Below are 23,761 nucleotides of genomic sequence, written 5' to 3' on the forward strand. Positions count from 1 at the left end.
TCCAGGCGCCCCGGCGTCACTGTTGCACATTGAACCACCCAAAGCGCGCTTTGGGTGGTTCAATTGTTTTCATGACTACACCTTCGGTTCTCTTCATTTGCTCACGCAATGCCGGCAAGTCGCAGATGGCCGCGGCACTGATGGATTACGTGTCAGACGGCAAGGTCACCAGCTATTCGGCCGGCACCAACCCCGGTGCCTCGATCAATCACGAAGCGGTCGCCTCGCTGGCCGAGTGCGGCGCGGACATGGCCCAGGGCGAACCCAAGCCCATCGATCCGTCGCTGGCCGCCTCGGTGGACCGGGTGGTTATCCTCGGCACCGACGCCAATCCGAGCTTCGATCCGCAGGTGAAGACCGAACGCTGGGTCACCTACGAGCCGAGCGAAGACGGCATCACCGGCGCCGAACGGATGAACATGATCCGCGATGAAATCGCCGACCGGGTACGCAGCCTTTTCCACGAATTGGAGAAGTAGGCATCGCACTTTCCAAGACCGCACGCCGCACCACCTCGTGGTGGCTTCCCGGCATCTGCCTGATCCTCACCGGCTGGTGCGCCAACCAGTATGTCTCCCTGATCAGCTGGTACCAGCAGCAACGGCTGCTGAGCGAATTCGAAGCCATGCTGGTCATGGGCAGCTATCTGCTCGGCATGATCCCTGCGCTGATGTTCGGCGGCCCGCTGACTGACCGCTTCGGGCGAAAGCCCTTCACGCTGGCGGCCCTGGCATTCTCGGTGCTCGGATCCCTGGCCCTGATGGGCGGCTGGTACACCGAAGCGGGCCTGTACCTCGGACGCGTCTTCACCGGGCTGGGCATGGGGCTCGCCATGGTGGCAGTCACCAGCTGGGTCAAGCTGATCAGCCCCGGGCCGGCAGGCGCCACCCGGGCGGCGCTGTGCACCTCGGCCGGCTTCGCCATCGGCCCGGCGATCTCCGGCGCGATTGTCGGATCCAGCCAAAGCCCGGAACTCGCCTACGCTGTCCACGCGGTCGCCACGCTGGCCTGGTTGCTGCTGATGCTCACCGCCAAGGAGGAACAGCCAGCCGTCCTGCGCCAGGTGGATCCGGCGGATGCTGCCCCTGCCGCGCACCAGATGCGGACCAGCATGGCGAACATGAAGCGGTTCACCCGGCTGGTGCTGCCCGCAGCCCCCTGGGTCTTCGGGATGGCAGCCACGGGGTTCGCGGTGGTCCCCGCCCTGACCGCCGAACCGGGCCAATCCAGCCTGCTGTATTCCACGATCACCGTGGTGGTCACGATGGGCATGGGCGCAGCAATCCAGCCGCTGATCCACCGTTTCAACGATGTCAGCCGGGTCGGCCTGCTGCTCTGGGGGCTGGGCGTCGCCTTGGCGGGCCTGTTGCTGATGCTGGTGGTTTCGCTGACCGGCTCCGAAGCCGTGGGCATGGCGGCATCGGTCGTGTCTGGCGCCGCGAACGGAATCCTGCTGGTCGCAGGGCTGAGCCAGGTGCTGGATCTGGCAGGTCCCGCGGATCTGGGCAAGCTGACCGGACGGTTCTACATGTGCTGCTTCATCGGCTTCACGTTCCCCACGCTGTTCGCCCTGTGGCGGCCGATGGCCCACCCGGCGCTGTTCATCGGGCTGCTCGCCATCTGCTGCGCCGCCTCCATGGTCCAGGTATTCAGGGCCCGGAAATACCTGCCCGGACGAATCCCCCAGCATGTAACAGACTAACGGCCAGGCACGCGGTGCCTGGCCGTTGTGAAAGATGCGGGCTTAGTGCTTTTCGCCGCTCAACTTCTTGAGCAGCTCGGTGGTGCGGAACGGAATGACGTCGCGCAGGATCATTGACGTCGAGGTGCGGGTGATGCCCGGGCAGAGGCGAATTTCCTCGCTGACCCGGTACAAGTCGTCGGGGTCCGTGGCGGCTACGCGGATCAGCAGGTCGGTATCGCCGGCAGGAGCCACGCACTCGAGGACTTCTGGGATTTGCCGCAGTCCCGCGATCGCCTCGTTCAGGCGGGCCTGGTCCAGCTCCGCGCTGACGAACGCGCTGACGCCGCGGCCCATGGCCGCCGGCAGAATACGCGCAGTATTCGGACGCAGGGCGCCGGAGTTCGCCAGCCGCTCCAAACGGGACTGCACGGTGCCTCGGGCCAGTCCAAGCTGCTGGGCGAGCATCATGATGGGAACACGCGGATCGGCATCGAGGGCCAGAAGGATACGTCGGTCGGTTTCATCGAGCTGATACGTATCCGAATTCATCTGTGGTCTCCTATGACGGCGTGTGCGTGAAGATCGCGAGTGCTACAAATAGATTTTAGTCAAAATGACCAGTATCTCCCAAGCGTGTTGCACGGACTGACCGGTTTGTTGCGTGCGCGGTGCTCGCAGGGGCAGCAACGGCATAAATTGTGGCGTAGGGAACACGTTATGCACAGGTTGCGTCGAATCAGATCTAACTTCAGCAAATGACAGTAATCTGATGCCATGAGGTTCTTGCGATTAGAAGACGTTGCCGAGGAGCTGAACGTCAAGCTTCCGCAGATCCGCGCGTTGATCAAGAGTGGAGAGCTGCCAGCCATCCAAATCGGAGGCAGGGGAGTGTGGCGCGTGGAACGCGAAAAGCTGGAGGAATACATCCAGACTCGCTATGCCCAAGCGCGCGAGGAAATCGAGAGGGAATCATAGCGGGCGCTCCGGCAGAGTCTTCGAGACGTATGCCGAAGCACCTGATTGCTAGTGCTCCTCTTCATTCATGAACGAATGCAGGGCATCGCGGACGAACGGTGCGTGCCCCTGATAGTTCTTGGCGAAGCGTTCATCAGCGACGTACATGTCGGCAAGTCCCAGCACGTACGCGCGCAACTGCGCCGGGTCGCCGGAAGCGGCCGGGGTGCCCGGTATGGACGCCAGCCACTGCACGTGCCGGGAAGCCAGCAGGCGTGCGGCGTCGCTGTCGGCGGAGATTCCGTCTTCGCCAGCCTGTACCCACGCGTGGTTCAGCTCCTTGACCTGTTCCATCATGTCGGCTCGCTCGGCGCCGCTCTTCGAGCGCCACCATTGATCGGAACGCTCGTAGGCTTCCGAGCCCCACCGGGCGACGACTTCTTCCTTGTATTGCTCGTTGAACCCTTCGAAGGCCGAATCGAGATTCACTGTTTCCCCTTTCGATAGTGCGCTAATGCTGTGGCGCAGGGCCTTGATCTGACGGTCTATGTTTTCCCGCTGCCGATCCAGGTCTTTGACATGGATTTCCAGCGCCTGGATCTGTTCCGTTTTGGAATCGAGCACCTCGGAGATGGTGTCCAGCCGCAGGCCCAATTGGCGCAGCAGCAGGATCCGTTGCAAGCGGACCAGCTCGTGCTGGCCATAATGCCGGTAGCCGTTGTCAGCCACGAATGCCGGACGAAGCAGGCCGATGTGGTCGTAGTGCCGCAAGGTTCTGCTGGTCACCCCGGTCGACTTGGCTACCTCGGAGATGCTGTAACTCGTGTCCGGGTGTTTCTTTCGGCGAATCTTATCCATATGGAAACGCTATAGGTTGACGTTACGTCAAGGTCAACACCGTTCGGAACGCACCTTCCGGGAGGGTTTTCGAGCAGTGCCGGCAAAGTGACGGATCGACGCAAACGAGATGGGCCGAGATTGATCATATTGATCAACCATGATGATGCGTATTGCACACCCTGACTGGTCTGTAGTTGAATAAACGTAGTTGAAGTCGTCAAGAGCTACCGCCGAGAACGACTTTCACCGGCACGTTCCAGACCAAAGTCATCTGTAACGTTGTCGTGCGCTTCGACCACCCGTATCGAACCATGGTGAATAGAATTCGCGAGCGGCTCGCAGGTATTCCACCCTTGAGGGAATGCCTCCGAGCCGCTCGTTTGTCCTGCCATTCCTGCTCCGGGGCTCGCGAAACGCTGGCCTGAAGCCCTACAGGTTGCCCTGAGCTCTGGAAGAATAAGTCCAGAGGAACACTTGGGGACTCGAAGGAGCAATGTTGAGATCAACCGCAGGCGTCTGGCAAAGCTGGTGGATGCAGCTGGTGGCCGGGCTGCTGATCGTGGCGTTCGCCGTCCTTCCGTGGCTGTGGATCGGCTACGAAGACCAAGCAATTCTTCCCTATGCTTCGAACGACGCACTCGGATTGCTGCTCGTCTTCTCCATGGCGACCCTGCTCAGCGCATTCTTCGCCCGCAGGGTTGGGTACGGCGGTACTAAATTCGCCGTGGTGACCGATGTCGGCATGGTGCTCGGGTTTATCGCGCTGGCATTCCAAGCGACGTACGCGCTCGAACCGGGACTATTCGATGGGGAGATCTCTGCGGACTCGGTGCGCCACCTGTATTTCCTTGGCACCCTGTTTGCCGTGTTCCAAGCGCTGTACTACCTGATCGTCAAGCTCAAGCTCATTGCAGCGGCCCCGCTGGTTGCGCTGATCGCCGTGGGCTTCAGCTACTGGCTGCAGGTCGTGGCTTCTCTGGTTTCCGGAGCGCAGTCCTACGCGCAATATCTCTGGTATGCCGGGCCGGTAGTCCTCGGCCTGGTGCTGGGAGTCCTGGGGTTCCTGAAGGCCGCCAATCTGCTGATCTGGATTCTCTCGCTCGTGATCCAGTGGATCACGCCTGCGCTGTTCGAGAGTGTCGCCGCGGTCGGCCAAGGCACGGAGCGCGGTGTCGGGAGCATTCTCGGCGCGCTCGTGAGCGGCACTTCCGATGCCCTAGTTAAGCAAGAATGGCAGATCCCTGTTCTGGTCAGCCTCGCTACTGCCATGCTGACGAGCGTCGTCTTGCTGATTGTCCACAAGGTCAGGGGACGAAGGTACTAGCCGATCTCGTCGGATGATTATCTCCCTGCGCACCATGAATTACGGAAGGAACTAGCCATGAGCCAGAATACGTCGGATGCGAGCGATTCGGTGCTGATCGCCCGGACAATCCAGGACTATGCCGAACGGAATCCGATCAAGCCCGGCAAGTACGCCGCCAAGCGCATTTTCGCGGGGGAGAAGGCCCAGATCACCGAAATCGCCTTCGATGCAGGGGTGGAGCTTCCGGACCACATGGCGCGCACACCGATCATCGTCCAGGTGATCAGCGGCGAAGTTGATTTCACCGTTGGCGGCGCAACCTCCACGTTGGGCATCGGAGGCTCCATTTTCGTTGAAGCCAACGTCCTGCATGCGGTCTACGCCGCGCAGCAGGCGCGCATTACGGTCACGTTCCTGAGCAGCTAGGGTCGGGGACCCTGCAACCGGTGACGGTGAGAGGCCCCGCGCGCTTTGAATAGAATGATTCCATGAGTGAGTTGCGCGAACGCGATCCGGATGAACTGGTCCAAGCGATCATCCTGCGGATCGACAAGGAAGATCCGTCCACCGAGGAGGAGGGCCTCTCAGCAGTTGCCCGCGCAGCTGTCATCGCCTACCTCCGCTCGCCGCATGAACCTGAATGGCAGACCTGGTCGGAGCAGGCATTTGCCAAATCGGTGCGGCGCGCCAATCCCAAGATGTTCTCCAAGGTGCTGGAGGTGTTCCCCGAAGCGATGGTGAGCCAGGTCGGCAAGGCCCAAGCCGTGGGCCTGCCGCCGCTGCCGGCGAACGACCTGCCGAAACTCATCGCCAAACTACAGGTGTCCGGCACGCAACTGCCCAAGAGCAACGAGGTGCTGGTCGCGGAGGTCAATATCGGCATCAGAAAATCACTGCAGATGTCCACCGGCAAGGCTGCGGCGCAGAGCGCGCACGCGCTGTTCGCCTGGCTGACCGAGGAAAAAGGCGAGCGCATCGAACGCTGGTTGTCCGCCCATGCGCCGGTCGGGATCCAGCACCTGTCCGATGAAGACTTCGAGCGGCTCCGCGCACAGGCCGCGGGACCGGTGATCCAGGATGCAGGGCGAACGGAAATCGAGCCCGGTTCGGAAACCGCGTTTGTATACATCAAAACAACTAAGTGAATTTCGAGTGTGCAAATACTGTATTTTCTCTGGGTATGTCATTCTAGGAGTGGCAGCCGTAACTGGAGGACTACCGACGGGCAGCTGTCGTCCAGTTTCCGACCTCACCGATCAGTGAGGATCTGACCGAAAGAACCCAGATGCCCCGTCGCACTCGCGCGCTAGGCCTTGCCTTGGCGCTGTCACTATGCCTGAGCCCCGTGATCCCGGCCGCTGCCGCGCCGAGCATCGCTCCCGCCCAGGAAGTAGCACTTGCCGCCGCGGTCAAAACCGTCAGCAAGAAAACAATCCAGAACCTGAACCTGCGGCAGAGCGCCAGCGCTTCGTCCAAATCGCTGCTGGTGATTCCCAAGAACGCCACTGTTAAGGTCAGCGCCACGAGCAACGGATGGTCGAAAACCAGCTACGGCAACAAAACCGGCTGGGTCTCGGCAAAGTTCCTCACCAACGTTCCAGCAGCTTCCACCTCGAAGACCAAGACCTACCGCTACCTGAGCTCCTACCAGGTGCTGCGGCAGAGCCCGTCGTCCAAGGCGAAGTCGCTCGGAGCGCTGCAGCGCCGGACCAAGGTCGAGCGCCTGGGCACCTCAGGCTCCTGGACCAAGATCAAGTCCGGCAGCAAGACCGGATTCGTCCCCACGAACCAGCTCAAGAGCAGTGCGCCGGCTGTTGCCTACCGCTGGGCCAAGACCAAGCAGCCGACCTACAAGAGCACCTCGACGAGCTCCGCCAAGGTCGCCACCCTCGCCGCCGGCGCAAAGGTCCAGTGGCTGCGCAACTACGGCAGCTGGAGCTCGGTGTCGGTCTCGGGCAAGACCGGATGGATCCAGAGCAAGCACCTGGGTGCCACCGCACCGCTGAAGGTGATTGGTTCGCGCTGGAGCATCGATACCACCGTTGTCCGCGCGACCCCGTCGTCCAAGGCGAAGTCGCTGGGAAGCATCCCGGCTGGCCAGAAACTGAGCCTGTACTCGACCAGCGGCTCGTGGGCCAAGGTCAAGACCTCCAAGGGAATCGGTTGGGTGCCGGTCTCCTCGCTGGTGGCCACCGCCTACAAGCCGATCTCCAGCAAGTCCTACTGGGCCGGGGCGAATCTCGCCTTGAAGTCGGCGAACTCCTCTGGCAGCAAGAGTATGGGCAGCATCGCCAAGGGGCAGAAGGTCACCGCCATCGGCACCTCCAACGGCTGGACCCGGATCAAGTCCTCCAAGGGCACCGGCTGGGTGCCGTCGAAGAACCTGCTGGCCAAGGCCCCGGTGGTCGAAAAGGTCATCGGCTCGCGCTGGACCATCGACAAGACCGTCGTCCGCGCCACCGCCTCGACCAAGGCCAAGTCCCTGGGTACCGCCTACGCCGGCCAGAAGATGAGCCTGTATTCGACCAGCGGCTCGTGGTCGAAGGTCAAGACCGCCAAGGGCGCCGGATGGGTTCCCACCTCCTCGCTCGTCACCACGGCCTACACGCCGATCTCCAGCAAGTCCTACTGGGCCACCTCCGGCACCACGCTGCGCGCGTCGAACACCGGCAGCTCGAAGTCGCTGGGCTCCCTGGCAAAGGGCCAGAAGGTCACCGCCATCGGCTCCGCCAACGGCTGGACCCGCGTCAAGTCCTCCAAGGGGACCGGCTGGGTTCCGACAAAACACCTGAGCTCCAAGGCCCCGGTCGTGGACAAGGTCATCGGCACCCGCTGGAGCATGGACGCAACGGCGGTGCGCACCACGGCCTCGTCCTCCGCGAAGTCGCTGGGCACCATACCTGCCGGCCAGAAGCTCAGCCTCTACGCAACCAGCGGCTCGTGGTCGAAGGTCAAGACCTCCAAGGGCACCGGATGGGTTCCAACCTCCACGCTGACGAACTCGGCCTACGCCGTGATCGCCAGCAAGCCGTACTGGGCCACCACCAACGTGAACCAGCGCGTCGGAAACTCGGTGAACACCAAGTCATTGGGTGTGCTGTCCACGAATGAAAAGGTCACCGCCCTGGGTTCGGCCAACGGCTGGATCCGCGTGAAGAGCCGGCTCGGAACCGGCTGGGTGTCGGGAGCCTACCTCTCGGCATCCAAGCCGAGCCTGCCGCTGCCATCGGACCCGCCAGCCACTCCCAACGCCAGCTACCGCTGGACCACCGCCAGCGTCAACCTGCGCACCGGTGCGGGCACCCAGTACGCGTCCAAGGGCGTCGTGGCGCTGGGCGAAAAGGTCACCTACCTGAAGACCTCGAACGGTTGGGCCAACGTGGTCACCAGCCTGGGCAGCGGATGGATCAAGGACGACTACCTGAGCACCAAGGCCACCGTTTCGGTGCAGCCCGACACCCAGAAGGTCATCAACGCGGTCAAGGACCGCTTCGCAGACAGCATCAGCGCCATCTATACGTTGCGCAGCGGCTCGATCGGGCACAGCAGCGGCAAGGCCGCCGATTTGATGATCCGCAACTACAAGACCGCAACGGGTGTGGCCAACGGCGACAAGATCGCGCAGTTCCTGCTCGACAACCGCGACCAGTTGGGTGTCTCCTACCTGATCTGGCAGGACGAGATCTGGCTTCCAACCACCGGATGGACTGCCTACTCCACCTCCGGCAAGTACGGAAACCAGTTCACCGGCAACTGGAACGACACCACCCGCCACATGGACCACGTCCATGTCGAGGTCTACGGCAACGCCGCGAACAACAAGCCGCTGGACCTCAGCGCCCTGCGTTAGCGGGCCTCGCAGCCCGCACGCTGGGGATGGAACGTGAACAGGCCCCGGAACGACGCCGCTTCAGCCGCGCGTTCCGGGGCCTGTTTTTCTTCTCTGGCTCCCTTGCCCGGGTGGCCTCGGTTCGCGTGGAGGGTTGCCCGTCAGCGCAGTCGAATTGAATGTTTGACCCCTCAAACATTATCCTATGAGGGGGTGGAACGTGAGCCCCCTCTTTCGCGGCAACGAGGCCGTGCGAGCACAGGGAAAAGGATTCGAGGGTTGTTGGTGAAAACTCACTCGCGCCGGCGGCGGGGCCAGGGCCTGCTGCGGCGCCTCGGGATTGTGCCGCTGATGCTGCTGTTTCTCGCGGGCTGCTCCGGCGGCACCGCCGCCGAACCGCAGCCAGTGGAGCCCGATGACCGACCGGTGGTCTTGACGACGTTCACGGTGCTGGCAGATATCGCGCAGAACGTGGCAGGGGAGCACCTGCGGGTGGAATCGGTGACCCGGCTGGGCGCCGAGATCCACGGCTACGAACCGACACCGGACGACCTGCGCCGGGCCTCGCGCGCTGACCTGATCCTTGACAACGGGCTGAACCTCGAAGCGTGGTTCGCGCAATTCGTGGCCGACAACCCCGCCCCGCACGTCACGGTCAGTGACGGCGTCGAGGTCATCGACATCGCGGACGAGGAAGGCTCGGGGAAACCGAACCCGCACGCCTGGATGAGTCCGCTGAACGTGCAGAAATACGCCGGGCGCATTGCCGAGGCGTTCAGCGAGCTGGACCCGGAACACGCCTCTGACTACCGCGCCAACGCCGCGCAGTACCAGAGCAAGCTCCAGGCCGTGCATGACGAGCTGGCCGCCTCGCTCGCGCAGATCCCCGAATCCCACCGGACCCTGGTGACCTGCGAAGGCGCCTTCAGCTATCTGGCCCGCGATGTCGGGCTGACGGAGAAGTACCTGTGGGCGGTCAATGCGGAATCGCAGGCCACTCCGCGCAAGGTGGCCGCGGCCATCGACGCCGTGCGCGAACGGCAGGTGCCAGCGGTGTTCTGCGAATCCACGGTGTCGGACGCCGCCATGCAGCGGGTGGTGGAGTCCACCGACGCCGTCTACGGCGGGACACTCTACGTCGACTCGCTGTCGGCCGCCGACGGGCCCGTGCCGACCTACCTCGACTTGATCACCCACGACACCCGTACCATCGCCCGCGCATTGAAGGGAGAGTTGCGATGAGCAGCCAAGCGGAGCATCCATGGGCCATCGACGTCCAGAACGCCACCGTCCACTACGGCCCGGTCCAGGCGCTCGACCACGCCACCGTGCAGCTGGGACGGGGTATGGTCTGCGGGCTGGTGGGCATGAACGGCTCCGGCAAGTCCACGCTTTTCAAGACGATCATGGGCCAGATCAAGCCGGATACCGGCAGCGTCCAGATCAACGGACAGGATCCGCAGCAGGCGCGGAAGAAGGGCATGATCGGCTACGTCCCGCAGAACGAGGCGGTGGACTGGGACTTTCCCATCTCCGTGCGGGAGGTGGTGATGACCGGCCGCTACGGGCACATGGGCTTCACCCGCCGTCCGCGCAAGGCCGACCAGCGGGCGGTCGACGAAGCGCTGGATCGCGTCGAGCTGACAGCCTACGCCGGACGGCAGATCGGCCAGCTCTCCGGCGGGCAGAAGAAACGCGCGTTCGTGGCCCGCGGCATCGCTCAGGAAGCCAGCATCATGCTGCTTGACGAGCCGTTCGCCGGGGTGGACAAGCGCAGCGAGGCGACCATCACCAAGCTGCTGCGGGACGTCGCGGACGACGGCGGAACGGTGCTGGTCTCCACCCATGACCTGCACGCGCTGCCCCAGCTGGCCGACGAAGCCATCCTGCTGATGCGCAGGGTGCTCATGCACGGGGACCCCACCCGCGTGCTGCAACCCGAAAACCTGGCCATGGCCTTCGGCCTGGACCCGATGAAACGAGGCGGACAGTGAACCTGATTGAACTGCTGGTCGAACCGCTGACCTACACCTTCATGCTCCGCGCGTTGGCCGTCACGATCATCGCCGCGGTGCTGTGCGCCATCCTGTCCTGCTGGCTGGTGCTCATCGGCTGGTCGCTGATGGGCGACGCCGTCTCCCATGCGGTGCTCCCAGGCGTCGTGCTGGCCTACATCGTCGGGGCTCCCTTCGCGCTGGGCGCCCTGGTGTTCGGCTTCCTCGCCGTCGCCCTGATCGGAGGAGTGCGCGATACCTCCAGGCTCAAGGAGGACGCCGCCATCGGCATCGTGTTCACCACGCTGTTCTCCTTCGGCCTGGTGCTGATCTCTGTGACGCCGAGCCAGGTGGATCTGAACCACATCATCTTTGGCAACCTGCTGGGCGTTTCAGCTGCGGACCTGTGGCAGGTGCTGATTATCGGTGCCATCGCCTTCATGATCCTGCTCCTCAAGCGCAAGGACTTCACTCTCTATGCGTTCGACCCCACCCATGCGCACGCTCTGGGCATGAACCCGAAGCTCATGGGCGCGGTGCTGCTGGGCCTGCTGGCCATGACCTCGGTGGTGGCGCTGCAGGCAGTCGGGGTGATCCTGGTGGTCGCCATGCTCATCGTCCCGGGTGCCACCGCGTACCTGCTCACCGACCGCTTCGGCACCATGCTGGTGATCGCTCCCGTGCTGGCCGCGTCCGGCGGGGTGCTCGGCGTCTACGTGAGCTACTACCTGGACGCCTCCACCGGCGGCATGGTGGTGCTGGCGCAGGGTCTGATCTTTGTTGCGGTCTACCTCTTCAGCCCGCGCCAGGGCCTGGTCGCCTCGCGGCTGGCGATCCTGCGCCGGCGCAAGGCGCTGTCGACGACCTCCTGAATCGGGCGTACGATATGTTGCACGCGTGGGCCTGCCGTGGGCAGGCGGCGCGGGTTGCTCCACCGGCGCGGACAAGGCCCACTGGTGAACTGCTCTTGGGAAGTTCAGAGCCGCGGTTCCGCCCGCCACGCGTGCGCAGCCGCTTCAGGGCAGGGATTCATTGAATTCCGCCACGCGCAGTGCACCTTGAAGTCGATAGGGAAACGGGGACTTTCCAATGGCCGGCAAAACCACACCACGAATTTACGGGATGCTGGCCGCGGCCGCGACGGCATTCGCGTTGCTGCTCACCGGCGGGGCTCCTTCCACTGCCGCGAACCCGGCGCAGGAAAAAACCATCAACTACGTGAACCTCGGAGACTCCTACTCCGCAGGGTTCGGATCGGGCAGCATCATCTCCCCGTTCCCCGGTTGTTTCCAGGGCGACGGGCCAACCCATGTCACCCAGATTGCTGCCCTGCCCGGAGTGGTGCTGACCGCCGACGGCGCCTGCGCCGGGGCCACCGCGCAACAGGTGGCAACCATGGCCGGCGCATTGAACAGCCAGCTTGCGCAGGCAGATCTGGTGACCCTGAGCCTGGGCGGCAACAACCTGCCCTTCGGGGATACGATCGCCGCATGCAGCACCCTGGGCAGCCCTGCAGTGTGCGAGCAGATGCTCGCGGCCGCATGGGAAGAACTGGACGGCGTCCAAGCAGCAGTCCATGCGACGCTGGCCCAGATTGACAGCCAAACCGACGCAACGATCCTGGTGCTCGGCTACCCGCGGCTGTTCACGACCAACAATGGTGACCAGCCGCTGGTCACGGCCTCCACCGCGCGTGCGATGAACAAGGTGAACGATGCGCTGAACCGGAGCATCCGCAGTGCCACCAACGGTACCAGCGCGAAGTTCGTGCCGGTCCTCGGCCCGTTCAACAACCACGGCATCAATGCAGACAACTCGTGGATGTACTACAACACCGGCAACCTGGCAGACCCCTTCAACGTGCACCCGAATACCACCGGGTACCTTAACGGGTACTTCCCGGCATCGCGCAACCACATCCACCTGAACCAGCTGGGGTGATCAGGCCCGGTAATACCCCTTGATGCAGTACAACGAAAGCAGCGCCCCACCGGCTATGGCGGGGCGCTGCTTTCATCGGGGCCTAGTCGTGCAGGTCGATGCCCTTGGATTCCTTGATCCGGTACACAGTGAACGCCGAAATCAGCATCAGGATGATGGCGTAGATGGAGAACATCAGCGCACCGTTGCTGCCGAACCATACGTCGCAGGCGGCCTGTAGGTAGGCGGCGGTTCCGCCGAACAGCGCCACGCTGAAGGCGTAGGGGACGGCCATGCCCACGGTGCGGACCGAGGTGGGGAACAGCTCGGCGTACACGGCCGGGGCAATGGCCGCGAAGCCTGCGATGAACACGAGCATGACGATCATGGAAACCAGCAGCTGCCACCATGCGTCACGGACGAACAGCGACGCAGGGATCTGCAGGGCGGAGGCGCCGATCAGTGAAATGGCCATCACCGGGCGGCGTCCGATGCGGTCCGAAAGCTTGCCCCACAGCGGCAGCGAGGCGATGAAAACCAGGTTCGCCGCAACGCCGACCCACAACGCCTGGGAGGCGGGGATGTGCAGGGTGGAGATCGCGTGGGCAGGGGTGGAAACCGACCAGATGTAGTACACCACGGTAATGCCCACGGTCAGCCCGATGACCTGCAGCGCGGGAATCCTATTGGCCATGAAGTCCCGGTACAGCGAAGGCTTCGCCGCGCCCTTGCCGTCGCTGGCCTTGTTCTGCGTGAAGTGCTCGGACTCCTGCAGGCGCGCACGCATGATCAGCGTGTAGAGGCCGAGCAGGGCGCCGATCAGGAAGGGGATGCGCCATCCGAAGCTGTGCATCTGCTCGGGGCTGAGCACCATGGTGAAAATTGCGCCCAGCAGGGTGCCGACCACGATGCCGCCGTTGCCCGAAGCGTAGATCAGCGTCGAGTACAAGCCGCGCTGCTTGGCCGGTGCGATCTCTGCCAGGTAGGTCTGCGCGCTGGGCATCTCGCCGCCATGGGCCAGGCCCTGCAGCAGGCGGGCGACCAGCAGGATGACCGAGGCCCAGATGCCGATGCTGGCATAGGACGGGGTGATGGCGATCAGCAGGGAACCGAACGCTGCCAGGGCCACGGCGGCAGTCATGGCGGTTTTGCGCCCGATGCGGTCGCCGATGATGCCGAAGAGCAGGCCGCCGATGGGTCGGGCGATGAAGCCTACGGCAAAGATGCCAAGTGTCGCAAGGAATGCGCTGGAAGGGTTCTCCTTGGAGAACAGTGCCTGGGCGATGTAGGAGGCGAAAGTCGCGTAGATGGCCCAGTCGAACCATTCCACCGCGTTGCCGGTGCCGATGCCGAAAAGGGTCTTGGCAGTGGTGCGTTGGGCGGCGGCCGGGGCCGCGGTGCCGGGCGCTGGGCGGTGCTTGAGAGTAGTCATGACTGTTGCCTTTAGCGGGTGGAGAGTTGGGAGAGGGAGCTGGTGGCGAGGTAGGTGTACAGCGCGGTGCCCCTGGCCAGCACCGAGTCGTCAAAGTGCGCGTAGGGCGAATGGTTGTACTCGGCGGATTCGGCGCTGGCCCCGGGGGCCAATGCTGAAAGGAAGATGAACGCGCCGGGGACTTCCTTCAGGACCCGGGAGAAGTCCTCGGATCCTGTCAGCGGTTCGGCCATCTCCGTGTAGCTGGCGTCTCCGAAGAGCTCAATGGCAGCATCCCGGGCGAAGGTGGTGTTCTGCTCGTGGTTCTCGGTGACCGGGTACTCGGCGCGGTAGTCGATCTCGACCTCCAGGCCGTGGGCTGAGGCGATGCCCTGCAGCAGCTGCGGTACCAGCTTCGCCAGGCGTTGGTGGGCTTGGGCACTGAAGGAACGGATGGTGGCCTCGAAGTGGACGGATTCGGGAATGACGTTTCTGGCAGAGCCGGCGTTGAAGACCCCCACGGAGACGACTACCGGATCGAAGGCATTGAAATTCCGGGTGACCATCATCTGCAGGGCTGTCACCATTTCAGCCGCGGCCCCTACCGGGTCCTTGGCCAGAAAGGGGGCCGAACCATGCCCGCCCTTACCGTGGACGGTGACGAACAAACCGTCCGAAGCGCTCATGATGGCCCCGGAACGCGACATGAATTCGCCGCTGGTGCCGATACCGCTCATGACATGCAGCCCATAGGCGGCGTCCACCCGCGTGCCCGAGGCATCGAGCACACCCTCGCGGATCATATGGCCGGCCCCGTCGTATCCTTCTTCGCCGGGCTGGAACATCAGCACCACGTCGCCGGGGAGCTGGTCTTTGCGTTCGGCCAGCAGGGTGGCAGCCCCGGCCAGCATTGAGGTGTGCAGGTCGTGTCCGCAGGCATGCATGGTCGTTCCGGTCTGTGAAGCGAAGTCGACGTTGCTCCTCTCGGTCACTGGCAACCCATCCATGTCGCCGCGCAGCAGGACCGTGGGGCGGTTCTTGGCCGGCCCCAGGGCAGCTCCACCGCGGAGCACCGCCGTGACTGAGCTGAGGTCCTGGCCCAGGCTCACTTCATAACCCAGCGGTGCAAGCCACTGGAGGACCGTTTCCTGGGTGAACGGAAGGTCCAGGCCCACCTCCGGGCGGCGGTGCAGTGCATGGCGCAGATTGCGAACTTCATCGAAGATTTCATCTGCGTCATCGGTGATGGACTGGGGCGTCAGGCTCATGGCTACCTTGGTGTTGGCGGGACTGGAATATGTGAATCAGCTCACGACTCAAGTTTGCTTCTTCGGTGAAAAACTTCCCCATATTCAAAGAAGAATTGCGAAAGTACAATCTATTTATGGGAAAAATTGCAAATGGTGCTCGTGAGGAGCTCTCGGACGAGGATTTCGAGCTCGTCAGCGCGCTGCAGATTGCACCGCGGGCGAAGTGGAGCGAGCTAGGGCCGATCCTCGGCCGGCATCCCTCGACCCTCTCGGCGCGCTGGGAACGGCTCACGTCGCAGAAATTGGCGTGGTGCGTGGGCCACTTGGGCGGTCGGCCCGGGCTGCACTGCGCGGCGCTGATCGAGGTCGAGGCAGATCCTGCCCGGATGGATCAAACCCGCCAGGCATTGTGCGCGCTGCCCCAAGTGCAGTCGGTGGACGGGGCCTCCCGCCATGCCGACTTCAGGCTCACCTGCCTGAGCGCTGACTGGCTTGAGATGTCCCGCGAGGTGCTGCCGCTGATCAACGCGGTGCCCGGAGTCATGCGGATCAAGGTTTCGGTCTGCACAAAAATCTATGCCAGCGCGGAGCACTTTCAATTCGACGTCCTGGACAAGAACCAGCAGCATGCGCTGCGCCTGCTCGCGCCCCGAGCGCAGCCGCAGCGGACGCTGATTCCCGATGCCCTGCGCCCGTGCCTGGAGGTGCTGCAGCGTGACGGGCGGGCTACCGCCAAGGAAATTGCCCAGGCCACAGGCCAGCACCCTGCCACGGTTGCGCGTATGCTGCGCAGGGCCCTGGAACTGGGCATGATCGTGGTCCGCTGCGAGCTGGCGACCGACTACTCGGGGGAGCCGCTGCTGGTGCAGTGGTTTACCAAGGTGCCCCGCGAACTTGCCGATCGGGTCGCGGAGTTCCTGCTGACCATGCGCAACCTGAGGCTGCTGGCAGGAACCACAGGGGAAGCCAACCTGATTTTCAACATGCAGGTCAGGGACCCGGTGGACATCGCCGAAATCGAATTGAAGCTGCTGGCGGCGTTTCCGCAGGTTGACATCCTTGAAACCTGCGTCGGCATCAGCTCCTACAAACGCATGGGATGGATCCTGGATGACGAGGGTCGGGCCACCGGCCAGGTCGTTGCCTGAACGGGAGCAGGGCATAACAACACCCGGCGGGCAGGACCCTGGTGGAGGTCCTGCCCGCCGGGCATCGTTGTTTGGCTTAGACGGCCAGCTTGCGGCGGATGAATCCGGAGGCCTGATCGACCACGATGATCAGGATCAGCACGATGATGATGTGGGTCAGCATGGTGTCGAACTGGAAGGACTTTATGGCCTGGTTGATCAGCAGGCCGATGCCGCCGGCGCCGACGAGGCCCAGGACCAGCGAGGAGCGGACGTTGACGTCAAAGCGGTAGAGCAGCAGGCCGACGAACTGCGGGATGACCAGCGGCAGCGAGCCGTGGGTGATCTGCTGCAGGCGCGAGGCGCCCGCGGTGGCCAGCGCGTCCTGCGGGCCCTGGTCGGTTTCTTCCATGGACTCCGCCCAGAGCTTGCCCATCACGCCGGTGTTGTGGCAGATCAGCGCCAGCACGCCGGCGAACGGGCCCAAGCCCACGGCGGTCACGAAGATCAGCGCGAACACGATGTCCGGCACCGCGCGGAAGAAGGAGAGGATGGCGCGGGAGATCTGGTAGGCCACCGGGTGCGGGGAGGTGGTGCGCGAAGCCAGCACCGCCAGCAGCAGCGCGCTCGGGATGGACAGCGTGGTGCCCAGCAGGCCGATCCACAGGGTCACCAGCGTGGCGTCCAGGCCGGGCTTGATGACTTCTTCCCAGTCGAGGTTCGGCGGGAAGGCGTCGGAGACGAAGCGGGCCATGCCCTGCCAGCCGTCGACCAGCAGCGTCGGGTCGAAGTCGGTGCCGGCCACCGCGAGCAGGTGCAGCACCACGATCACGGCGGTGGCCGTGCCCCACAGCATGGCCTTGCGCCCGCGGTGCGGGTCGGCGGGAACTGGCAGCTTGGCCGGGGCCGGCGTGCGGACGGAAGCGGACTCCAAGGCGGTGTCCAGCGGGCGGGGAGGAGTCTGGATGCTCATGCCGCGTTCCTTTCGGGGGAGTAGAGGGTGTCGAGCACATTCTGGTTCAGGGAGGCGACCGGGCCGTCGAAGGTGATGCGCCCGTGCATTAGGCCGATCGCGCGGTCAGCGTGGCGCAGCGCCAAATCCGGCTGGTGCAGCACCGCGGCCACCGCCAGGTTCTCGTTGTGGGCCAGCTCGGCGAGCAGCTCCATGACGTGCTCGGCGGCGTTCGGATCCAGCGCGGAGACCGGCTCGTCGGCCAGCAGCACGCTGGCGCGCTGGCACAGGGCCCGGGCCACTGCAACGCGCTGCTGCTGTCCGCCGGAGAGGCGTCCCACGCGGTCCAGCGCACGGTCTGCCATGCCTACGCGTTCCAGGCAGCCCATGGCTTCCTCACGCAGTTCGCGGGAGAAGAACAGCGGGGAGACCGAGGCCAGCGAGCTGACGCGCGCCAGCGCTCCGGCGCAGACGTTGTCCAGCGCGGTGCGGCGCGGGACCAGATGGATCTTCTGGAAGACCATGGCGGCCTTGCTGCGGGCCAGCTGCAGCTGGCGTCCGCTGAACTCGGAGAGCTGGGCGCCCTCCAGCTCGATGCGCCCGGCATCCGGTTCGGCCAGCCCTGCCACGCATTTGAGCGTGGTTGACTTGCCCGAGCCGTTGGCGCCGAGGAAGGCAACCAGCTCGCCGCGCTTGACCTCGAAGTCCACGTCGTCCAGGACGCGGCGCCCGTTGTAGGACTTGGCCAGCGAGCTGACCTTCAGTGCTGCCTGTTCCATTTAGATGTCCTTCTCGGTCAGGCCCATTTCGGAGGCCAGGTCGAACAACGGCTTGTAGGTTTCCTTGGTGACTTCCAGCAGCGGTCCGGCCGGGTCCACGTCCAGGAACTTGCCGACCTGCTCGATGTCTTCCTTCGGCAGGTTCAGCAGGGCGTCCTTGACTGCCTTCTTCAGTTCCGGATCGGCGTCCGGGCGCACGGTGATCGGGTCGTTCGGGATCGGCTCGGAGGTCCAGACCTGGCGGAAGTCCTCCGGGTTGAAAGTGCCCTCGGCCTTGGCGGTGGCCAGCGTCTGGGTGTTGATCTGGGCCGCATCCACGGTCCCGTTGACCAGGGCCAGCAGCGCCTCGGGGTGGCCGCCGGCGTAGTTGATGTTCAGCTCGTCTTCCGGAATGCCCGCGGTCTTCAGCGCGTAGCGCGGTAGCACGTCGCCGGAGGTGGAACCGACCCCGCCCAGGGCCAGGTCCTTGCCGCGCAGGTCGTCCACGGTCTTGATGTCGGAGTCCTTCGGGACCCAGATGCCCGCGGTGTAGGTGCTCAGCTTGCCGTCGGCGGTGCCGAAGGAGACCATCGGCTCGGCGCCTGCCTGCTCGCTGGCGAACACGTAGCCGACCGGGCCGAACTGGCCCAGGTCCAGCTTGCCGTTGCGCATGGCCAGGACTTCTGCGGAGTAGTCCTCCACAACCTGGACCTCGACCTCGCAGCCGAGTTCGCGTTCCATGGCGTCGGCCAGCACTCCGTAGGCCGGTTCCAGCTTGGCCGGATCCTCGAACGGCTCGATGCCGAAGTTGATAGGGCCGTCGGCGCAGTAGGCCGGGGCGCCGGAGGCCTCGGTACTGGTGCTGCCGTTGGCCTCGGAGGCGCCGCAGGCGGTGGTGGCCAGCAGACCGACGGCGACAGCTGCCAGGGGAAGTGCGCGGGAAAGCTTCATGGGGATGCTCCTGTATAAGAAAAGTCTGTTGCGAGTGGGGTGGTGCTTAGCGGGCCGCGGCAGCCAGCGGCTGTCGGGCGGTGAGACGGTCGGTGACATTGCGGTCCGCCAGGCCGAAGGACAGGGTCATGCCCACGCCTGCGGTCACCGAGACCACGGTGACGCCGGGGACGACGTCCGCGATCAGCAACGGGCCGACTTCGCTGGAGGCGTAGACGCCCTGCCAGCGCTCTTCGATTTCCAGTGGGGTGTTCAGGATCTTCTCGATGCTCTGCAGCAGTGAGGTCGAAGTGGTCTCCTTCAGGAACGGGGGTTGGGTCAGGTCGTAGGTGTGCGAGTCGCCCAGCAGCAGTGAGCCGTCCGGCCGCTGGGTGAACATGACGTTGGCTTCCACCTCCAGCAGGTGGGGCTGGTTCTCGCTGACTTCCGCGCGCAGCTTGGCGGCCGAGGGAACCTCGGTGAACGCCTCGTAGCGCAGCATCGAGGTGGCGGTCAGCACCGCCGGGCCGAGGTCCAGGGGCTGGTCCGGGGTCGAACGCGCCATTTGCAGGGCGCAGCGACGGACCTTGTGGTCTTCGGCCAGCTGCGGGAAGAGGTAGTCGACGTCATGGCCGACGCAGACGAACACCTGGTCCGCCTCGATGGGGCCGCGGCTGGTCTCGATGCGGGCGCGGCGGGCGGAGCCGGCGCCGAAGCCCAGTGCCGCGGTGTTCCACAGCACCGATCCGCGCTCCTGAGCATCCAGCCAGGCGGCCAGCTTCGCCACGGTGGTGCGCGGGTCGACGCGCAGGTCGTCGCGCAGCCGGGCGCCGCCGGCGATTCCCTCGGTGGTGTCTCGGCCGAGCACGCCGGCGACCTCGTCGGCGGAGAGCAGGGTGATCTGCCCGGACTCGCGCACCGCGGCCAGCTCGCTGAGCACCTGCAGCTCGGTGTCGGTCGCGGCCACCACGACGGCCCCGGCCTCGGCGGCCCAGAAGCCTGCGCGCCGGGAGTAGTCGAGCCACAGCGGACGGCCCGCCTGCGCGATGTCGTAGAGGTCGCCGGACTGCGCGGTGATGCAGGCGTGCCCGAAGTTGCGCACCGAAGCGCCGACGGAGCGGTGGTCGCGGTCGATGACGGTGACGGTGTAGCCGGCGTCCAGTGCGCGGGCTGCGTGGGCCAGGCCGATGATGCCTGCGCCGACCACCAGGACGTCGGTCTGGATCGGCTGGGAAGCGGTGGGGAGGGAAGTATTTTCGTTCATCACGGAATTGATCATCCGTGGCCTGGCCGGGCGATTTCAAGCCAGATTGGCACTTGTTCAGACAAGTTTCCCGAGTGTTCAACTTGGTTAATTTTCGTTAACCTAAGCTTCACCCCGAAGCCGGAAAAACCACTGATTTCACGCCGGATCCACTTGTATGATCAAGTGGTGATCCAGAAAAAGAACCAACCCAAGCACCAGGTGCTGGCCGCGGATCTGCGTGAGCGGATCGCCTGCGGGCAATGGCTGGAAGGGGACCCGATTCCCAGCGAGACGGAGCTGTGCGCCCTGGCGAACGCTTCACGGGGCACCGTGCGCCACGCCCTGGCTACGCTGCGTTCCGAAGGCTTGATCGCAGGCGGCCAGGGCAAGCCCCCGGTCGTTGCCCATGCGGTGCGCTCGCAGTCCTTCAGCACCTTCATGTCCTTCACCGAATGGGCGCATTCGGTGGGACGCGTTCCCGGCCAGCGCACGCTGGAACTGGCGCGCCGCCCCGCCGGGGACGAAGCGGCCGGGCAGCTGGGGCTCGCCCCGGGCACGATGATCGTCCAGGTGCTGCGCCTGCGCCTGCTGGACGGCACCCCGGCAATGATCGAACGCACCAGCTTCGCCCCCGACGCCGGACGGCTGCTTTTCGACTTCGACACGGATTCCGGGTCGATCTTCAACTACCTGCGCGGGCAGGGTGTGGACCTGAGCCGCGGCAAGCACATCATCGATGCGGTGGCCGCGGACGGCGAGGACAGCAGGCTGTTGGAAGTGCCTGCCGGTACGCCGCTGCTGCGCGAACGGCGCATCACCTCATCCGGGTCAGGCGAGGTCAAGGAATATTCCGATGACCGCTACCTGCCCCACCTTGCAAATTTCACCATAGAAAACACCAGCGAGGAACGCGCGGCATTCACCCGTGCGCCAAGCATGGCTTTCCAGAGCTACTAACCCAACCCAAGGAGAAACACCGTGATTGAACTGATCGTTTGCGACATGGCCGGAACCACCATCGATGAGCACGCCGATGTCTACCGTGCGCTGGAGAACAGCGTGCGCGAAACCGGGGCGGAGGTCACTGCGCAGAACCTGCAGACCTGGATGGGCGCCGAGAAGCGCGAAGCCATCACCGCGTTGATCACCCTGGGCGGCGGCGTGCCCGAGAAGCAGCTGGTCGACGCCACCTTCGAGCGTTTCCGCGAGCTGCTGTTCTCCTACTACGAGCAGAATCCGCCGGTCGCGCTGCCGGGTGTTGTCGAAGCCTTCCGGAAGCTCTCCGCCCAGGGCGTCAAGATCGCCTTGACTACCGGGTTCTCCCGCGACGTCGCATCGGTGATCCTGCCGCAGCTGGGCTGGGCCGCAGGCGAGGGCGAACTGCTGGACGCAGTGGTCACCGCGGACGAAGTGGCCGCCGGCCGTCCGGCACCGTACATGATCCACCGCGTGATGGAACTGACTGGAATCCGCGACGTGCGCAAGGTAATCGCCGCCGGCGACACCGTCAACGACCTGCAGGCAGCCAAGAACGCCGGCGTCATCGCCGTGGGCGTGCTGACCGGCGAGCTGGGGCGCGAGGACCTCGAGGTCCACGAGCACGATGTGATCCTGGACGGCGTGGCCCAGCTTCCGCAGTTCATCGCCCAGCTGGAGGTCAAGGCCTAGACTTCGCCAGCCGGAGCGCGGCGGCCGGGGAACCATCTGCGGTTCCCCGGCCGCCGCGCCGTTAAGCTCGACCGATCACCGAGACCCAGACGGCGCTGGTGGCCCGCTGGCCCAGGCGCAGCGGGGCCCCGGTCTTGGGGGAGGCCACCTCGACGGTGTCGGAGAAGGCGTCTCCCGGCTGGATGGACAGCCGTGCGCCAACGGTGATCCCGTGGTCGGAGAAGTACTGCAGCAGCTGGGAATCGTCATCCGAGATCCGCTCGACCTGCACCTGCGAACCATCGGTGATTTCCGTGAGCGAGACCGCCTTCGGGATGCTGATCTGCCCTTCCGCGGTGGGGATGGGATCCCCGTGGGGGTCGCGGGATGGATGGCCGAGCAGCTCGTCGATCCGCGCGATCATGAAGTCGGAGACCGCGTGCTCCAGCTGTTCTGCCTCGTCGTGGACCTGGTCCCAGCGGTAGCCGAGCATCTGCACCAGGAAGGTCTCGATCAGGCGGTGCCTGCGCACCATGGTCACCGCGTAGTCGCGCCCCAGATCGGTGAGGTTCACCGCGCCGTAGGGGGCGTGGTCCAGCAGCCCCTGCTGGCGCAGCTTGGACAGGGCCCCGGAGACCGTCGAGAGCTTCATGCCCGCCTTGCCGGCGATGACGCTGGCGGTCACCGGCTCCTGGGACCACTCGGCCAGGCCGTAGATGATTTTGAGATAGTTCTGCGCGCTGTCCGAAAGCTGATTTACCGACACGCTTCCCATGATAGTCAACGCTCGGCCGTCACGGCCAAGATCCTAGGGCAGCCATTCGCGCGGTCCGGTTCGACACCGCCGCGGACCGGTCATAGGCTTGAGTGTCACATGCTGCATCCTGGCGGCGAATTTTTCTGGTGGCGGGGCCCACGACGGCCCCCGGGAACGGCTGAAAGAGCAAGGCAACCATGCAACATCCACAGGTCACGATCGTCGGTTCAAGCAATGTGGACATCACCGCGCTGATGGCTCGACTGCCCGGGCCGGGGGAAACGGTACTGGCGGATTCCTACCAGCTCACCCCCGGCGGCAAGGGAGCCAACCAGGCGCTCGCCGCCCGGCTGGCCGGCGCGACCACGGAATTCATCGGTGCCGTCGGCCGTGATGCCCATGCCGAGGTGGCGCTGAGCCAACTGGCAGAGGCCGGTGTGCTGCTGGACCGCGTGGCCCGCACGACCCACCCGACCGGGGTGGCCATCATCCAGGTCGACGCTGCCGCGGAGAACTCCATCGCTGTGGTGCCAGGGGCCAATGCCCAGGTCACCGGCGATGCCGTATCCTCCCTCGGCGAGCTGCGCGGAATCCTCGTGCTCCAGGGTGAAATCCCTGCCAGCGGCATCACCGCGGCCATGGATGCCGCCAGCGACCGCGTGGTGCTGAACCTTGCACCGGTCATCGAGCTGCCGCGCGAGTACCTGCTGGCCGCGGACCCGCTGGTAGTCAACGAGCACGAGGCGGCGCTGGTGCTGGCACTGCTTGACGGCACCAGCGAAGTAAGCACCGAGAGCGAACCGGTGATTGCCCGGAAACTGATCGACCACGGGGTCTCCTCCGTGGTGGTGACCCTCGGCGCCCAGGGGTGCCTGGTTGCGCAGGGACAAGGGATTGAGCAGCTTGCCGCAGTCAAGGCGGATGCGGTCGACACCACCGGAGCCGGAGATGCCTTCACCGGTGCGCTCGCCGCCAGGATTTCCCAAGGCGACGACCTGGTGAAAGCGGCCGAATTCGCTGGCAAGTTCGCCGCGCTGACGGTGCAAGCCCATGGCGCGCAGTCCTCATACCCGCGCAGCCTGGAGAACCTCTAGGCTTGGCACCGACGTGAAGCGGAGGGTGTTATCAGGACGCTGACAGGTGAGCCCCGTAGGCT

General features: G+C 64.7%; 24 protein-coding genes. 15 read left to right on the plus strand and 9 right to left on the minus strand.

From position 1 onward, the window contains the following. The first annotated feature begins 71 nt into the window (after positions 1–71). Together RF641_RS06455 and RF641_RS06460 are read left to right on the plus strand one after the other, a co-directional pair. On the plus strand, positions 72–479 hold the full coding sequence (locus tag RF641_RS06455; protein ID WP_047120911.1) for an arsenate-mycothiol transferase ArsC: 408 nt from the start codon (positions 72–74) through the stop codon (positions 477–479). Between the two features lie 62 nt (positions 480–541). Beyond that, on the plus strand, positions 542–1,702 hold the full coding sequence (locus RF641_RS06460) for an MFS transporter (protein WP_424572862.1): 1,161 nt from the start codon (positions 542–544) through the stop codon (positions 1,700–1,702). 42 nt (positions 1,703–1,744) lie between these two features. Here the strand turns inward: RF641_RS06460 and RF641_RS06465 are convergent, their stop codons facing one another. Beyond that, the gene (locus tag RF641_RS06465) at positions 1,745–2,233 is read right to left on the minus strand and encodes an Lrp/AsnC family transcriptional regulator (RefSeq protein WP_047120065.1); all 489 of its coding nucleotides are present in this window, start codon (positions 2,231–2,233) and stop codon (positions 1,745–1,747) included. Positions 2,234–2,458: 225 nt separating this feature from the next. On the opposite strand from RF641_RS06465, the gene RF641_RS06470 reads away from it, so the two are divergent. Next, positions 2,459–2,659: a helix-turn-helix domain-containing protein gene (locus RF641_RS06470; protein WP_047120064.1), complete on the plus strand. Its 201-nt coding sequence runs from the start codon at positions 2,459–2,461 to the stop codon at positions 2,657–2,659. Between the two features lie 48 nt (positions 2,660–2,707). On the opposite strand, the gene RF641_RS06475 is transcribed toward RF641_RS06470, so the two are convergent. After that, on the minus strand, positions 2,708–3,496 hold the full coding sequence (locus RF641_RS06475) for a MerR family transcriptional regulator (protein WP_424572803.1): 789 nt from the start codon (positions 3,494–3,496) through the stop codon (positions 2,708–2,710). Between the two features lie 475 nt (positions 3,497–3,971). On the opposite strand from RF641_RS06475, the gene RF641_RS06480 reads away from it, so the two are divergent. The 8 genes from RF641_RS06480 to RF641_RS06515 all read left to right on the plus strand — a co-directional run bounded on the left by RF641_RS06480 (position 3,972) and on the right by RF641_RS06515 (position 12,548). Further along, positions 3,972–4,802 carry a hypothetical protein gene (locus RF641_RS06480; protein WP_161447282.1) on the plus strand — a complete coding sequence of 277 codons (831 nt, stop codon included), beginning with the start codon at positions 3,972–3,974 and terminating at the stop codon, positions 4,800–4,802. Positions 4,803–4,859: 57 nt separating this feature from the next. After that, positions 4,860–5,210, plus strand: a complete 351-nt coding sequence (locus RF641_RS06485; protein ID WP_052772483.1) for a cupin domain-containing protein — start codon at positions 4,860–4,862, stop codon at positions 5,208–5,210. Positions 5,211–5,281: 71 nt separating this feature from the next. Then, on the plus strand, positions 5,282–5,929 hold the full coding sequence (locus RF641_RS06490) for an aminoacyl-tRNA hydrolase (RefSeq protein ID WP_424572804.1): 648 nt from the start codon (positions 5,282–5,284) through the stop codon (positions 5,927–5,929). Between the two features lie 140 nt (positions 5,930–6,069). Then, positions 6,070–8,634 (plus strand): SH3 domain-containing protein, encoded by a 2,565-nt coding sequence (locus RF641_RS06495; protein ID WP_424572805.1) that lies wholly within the window; start codon positions 6,070–6,072, stop codon positions 8,632–8,634. 330 nt (positions 8,635–8,964) lie between these two features. Further along, entirely contained in the window at positions 8,965–9,855 is an 891-nt protein-coding gene (locus RF641_RS06500) for a metal ABC transporter substrate-binding protein (RefSeq protein ID WP_424572863.1), read from the plus strand. Further along, a complete protein-coding gene (locus RF641_RS06505) occupies positions 9,852–10,607 on the plus strand; it encodes a metal ABC transporter ATP-binding protein (protein ID WP_047120059.1) in 756 nt (251 codons plus the stop codon). The genes RF641_RS06500 and RF641_RS06505 overlap by 4 nt, the downstream gene beginning before the upstream one ends. Beyond that, entirely contained in the window at positions 10,604–11,479 is an 876-nt protein-coding gene (locus RF641_RS06510; protein WP_424572806.1) for a metal ABC transporter permease, read from the plus strand. Before RF641_RS06505 ends, RF641_RS06510 begins: the two co-directional genes overlap by 4 nt. Before the next feature lie 217 nt (positions 11,480–11,696). Next, on the plus strand, positions 11,697–12,548 hold the full coding sequence (locus RF641_RS06515; RefSeq protein ID WP_424572807.1) for a GDSL-type esterase/lipase family protein: 852 nt from the start codon (positions 11,697–11,699) through the stop codon (positions 12,546–12,548). An 82-nt stretch (positions 12,549–12,630) separates the two neighbouring features. Here the strand turns inward: RF641_RS06515 and RF641_RS06520 are convergent, their stop codons facing one another. Both RF641_RS06520 and RF641_RS06525 read right to left on the minus strand, forming a co-directional pair. Further along, positions 12,631–13,959, minus strand: a complete 1,329-nt coding sequence (locus tag RF641_RS06520) for an MFS transporter (RefSeq protein ID WP_424572808.1) — start codon at positions 13,957–13,959, stop codon at positions 12,631–12,633. Positions 13,960–13,970: 11 nt separating this feature from the next. Further along, on the minus strand, positions 13,971–15,206 hold the full coding sequence (locus RF641_RS06525; RefSeq protein ID WP_424572809.1) for a M20 metallopeptidase family protein: 1,236 nt from the start codon (positions 15,204–15,206) through the stop codon (positions 13,971–13,973). Positions 15,207–15,322: 116 nt separating this feature from the next. On the opposite strand from RF641_RS06525, the gene RF641_RS06530 reads away from it, so the two are divergent. Next, positions 15,323–16,336: a winged helix-turn-helix transcriptional regulator gene (locus RF641_RS06530; protein WP_424572810.1), complete on the plus strand. Its 1,014-nt coding sequence runs from the start codon at positions 15,323–15,325 to the stop codon at positions 16,334–16,336. A gap of 76 nt (positions 16,337–16,412) precedes the next feature. Here the strand turns inward: RF641_RS06530 and phnE are convergent, their stop codons facing one another. Genes phnE through RF641_RS06550 form a run of 4 tightly spaced genes read right to left on the minus strand, consistent with a single transcriptional unit; the run spans position 16,413 to position 20,219 of the window. Continuing rightward, on the minus strand, positions 16,413–17,288 hold the full coding sequence (gene phnE / locus RF641_RS06535) for a phosphonate ABC transporter, permease protein PhnE (protein WP_082344831.1): 876 nt from the start codon (positions 17,286–17,288) through the stop codon (positions 16,413–16,415). Continuing rightward, positions 17,285–18,046, minus strand: coding sequence for a phosphonate ABC transporter ATP-binding protein (locus tag RF641_RS06540; protein ID WP_424572811.1), 762 nt, complete (start codon positions 18,044–18,046; stop codon positions 17,285–17,287). The genes phnE and RF641_RS06540 overlap by 4 nt, the downstream gene beginning before the upstream one ends. After that, positions 18,047–18,976, minus strand: coding sequence for a phosphate/phosphite/phosphonate ABC transporter substrate-binding protein (locus tag RF641_RS06545; protein ID WP_424572812.1), 930 nt, complete (start codon positions 18,974–18,976; stop codon positions 18,047–18,049). A gap of 46 nt (positions 18,977–19,022) precedes the next feature. Then, entirely contained in the window at positions 19,023–20,219 is a 1,197-nt protein-coding gene (locus tag RF641_RS06550) for a TIGR03364 family FAD-dependent oxidoreductase (RefSeq protein ID WP_424572813.1), read from the minus strand. Positions 20,220–20,387: 168 nt separating this feature from the next. Here RF641_RS06550 and RF641_RS06555 point away from each other — a divergent pair, with 168 nt between their 5' ends. Then, positions 20,388–21,158 carry a GntR family transcriptional regulator gene (locus RF641_RS06555; RefSeq protein ID WP_181728063.1) on the plus strand — a complete coding sequence of 257 codons (771 nt, stop codon included), beginning with the start codon at positions 20,388–20,390 and terminating at the stop codon, positions 21,156–21,158. Between the two features lie 21 nt (positions 21,159–21,179). Beyond that, positions 21,180–21,869: a phosphonatase-like hydrolase gene (locus RF641_RS06560; protein WP_047120055.1), complete on the plus strand. Its 690-nt coding sequence runs from the start codon at positions 21,180–21,182 to the stop codon at positions 21,867–21,869. A 61-nt stretch (positions 21,870–21,930) separates the two neighbouring features. Here RF641_RS06560 and RF641_RS06565 read toward each other — a convergent pair whose 3' ends face one another. Next, complete coding sequence (locus tag RF641_RS06565) at positions 21,931–22,614, minus strand: metal-dependent transcriptional regulator (RefSeq protein WP_047120905.1); 684 nt, start codon at positions 22,612–22,614, stop codon at positions 21,931–21,933. 188 nt (positions 22,615–22,802) lie between these two features. Here RF641_RS06565 and RF641_RS06570 point away from each other — a divergent pair, with 188 nt between their 5' ends. Further along, the gene (locus tag RF641_RS06570) at positions 22,803–23,699 is read left to right on the plus strand and encodes a ribokinase (protein WP_047120054.1); all 897 of its coding nucleotides are present in this window, start codon (positions 22,803–22,805) and stop codon (positions 23,697–23,699) included. The last annotated feature ends 62 nt before the right edge of the window (positions 23,700–23,761 follow it).

This window comes from Arthrobacter sp. 'calajunan', from assembly GCF_046940185.1.
Taxonomy (GTDB): domain Bacteria; phylum Actinomycetota; class Actinomycetes; order Actinomycetales; family Micrococcaceae; genus Glutamicibacter; species Glutamicibacter soli.

Bases quoted from the DNA above. Each gene is read 5' to 3' on its own strand.
- RF641_RS06455 (WP_047120911.1), top strand. From the start codon at position 72: ATGACTACACCTTCGGTTCTCTTCATTTGCTCACGCAATGCCGGCAAG.
- RF641_RS06465 (WP_047120065.1), bottom strand. From the start codon at position 2,233: ATGAATTCGGATACGTATCAGCTCGATGAAACCGACCGACGTATCCTT.
- RF641_RS06470 (WP_047120064.1), top strand. From the start codon at position 2,459: ATGAGGTTCTTGCGATTAGAAGACGTTGCCGAGGAGCTGAACGTCAAG.
- RF641_RS06475 (WP_424572803.1), bottom strand. From the start codon at position 3,496: ATGGATAAGATTCGCCGAAAGAAACACCCGGACACGAGTTACAGCATC.
- RF641_RS06480 (WP_161447282.1), top strand. From the start codon at position 3,972: ATGTTGAGATCAACCGCAGGCGTCTGGCAAAGCTGGTGGATGCAGCTG.
- RF641_RS06485 (WP_052772483.1), top strand. From the start codon at position 4,860: ATGAGCCAGAATACGTCGGATGCGAGCGATTCGGTGCTGATCGCCCGG.
- RF641_RS06495 (WP_424572805.1), top strand. From the start codon at position 6,070: ATGCCCCGTCGCACTCGCGCGCTAGGCCTTGCCTTGGCGCTGTCACTA.
- RF641_RS06500 (WP_424572863.1), top strand. From the start codon at position 8,965: ATGCTGCTGTTTCTCGCGGGCTGCTCCGGCGGCACCGCCGCCGAACCG.
- RF641_RS06505 (WP_047120059.1), top strand. From the start codon at position 9,852: ATGAGCAGCCAAGCGGAGCATCCATGGGCCATCGACGTCCAGAACGCC.
- RF641_RS06515 (WP_424572807.1), top strand. From the start codon at position 11,697: ATGGCCGGCAAAACCACACCACGAATTTACGGGATGCTGGCCGCGGCC.
- RF641_RS06520 (WP_424572808.1), bottom strand. From the start codon at position 13,959: ATGACTACTCTCAAGCACCGCCCAGCGCCCGGCACCGCGGCCCCGGCC.
- RF641_RS06525 (WP_424572809.1), bottom strand. From the start codon at position 15,206: ATGAGCCTGACGCCCCAGTCCATCACCGATGACGCAGATGAAATCTTC.
- RF641_RS06530 (WP_424572810.1), top strand. From the start codon at position 15,323: ATGGGAAAAATTGCAAATGGTGCTCGTGAGGAGCTCTCGGACGAGGAT.
- phnE (WP_082344831.1), bottom strand. From the start codon at position 17,288: ATGAGCATCCAGACTCCTCCCCGCCCGCTGGACACCGCCTTGGAGTCC.
- RF641_RS06540 (WP_424572811.1), bottom strand. From the start codon at position 18,046: ATGGAACAGGCAGCACTGAAGGTCAGCTCGCTGGCCAAGTCCTACAAC.
- RF641_RS06545 (WP_424572812.1), bottom strand. From the start codon at position 18,976: ATGAAGCTTTCCCGCGCACTTCCCCTGGCAGCTGTCGCCGTCGGTCTG.
- RF641_RS06550 (WP_424572813.1), bottom strand. From the start codon at position 20,219: ATGAACGAAAATACTTCCCTCCCCACCGCTTCCCAGCCGATCCAGACC.
- RF641_RS06570 (WP_047120054.1), top strand. From the start codon at position 22,803: ATGCAACATCCACAGGTCACGATCGTCGGTTCAAGCAATGTGGACATC.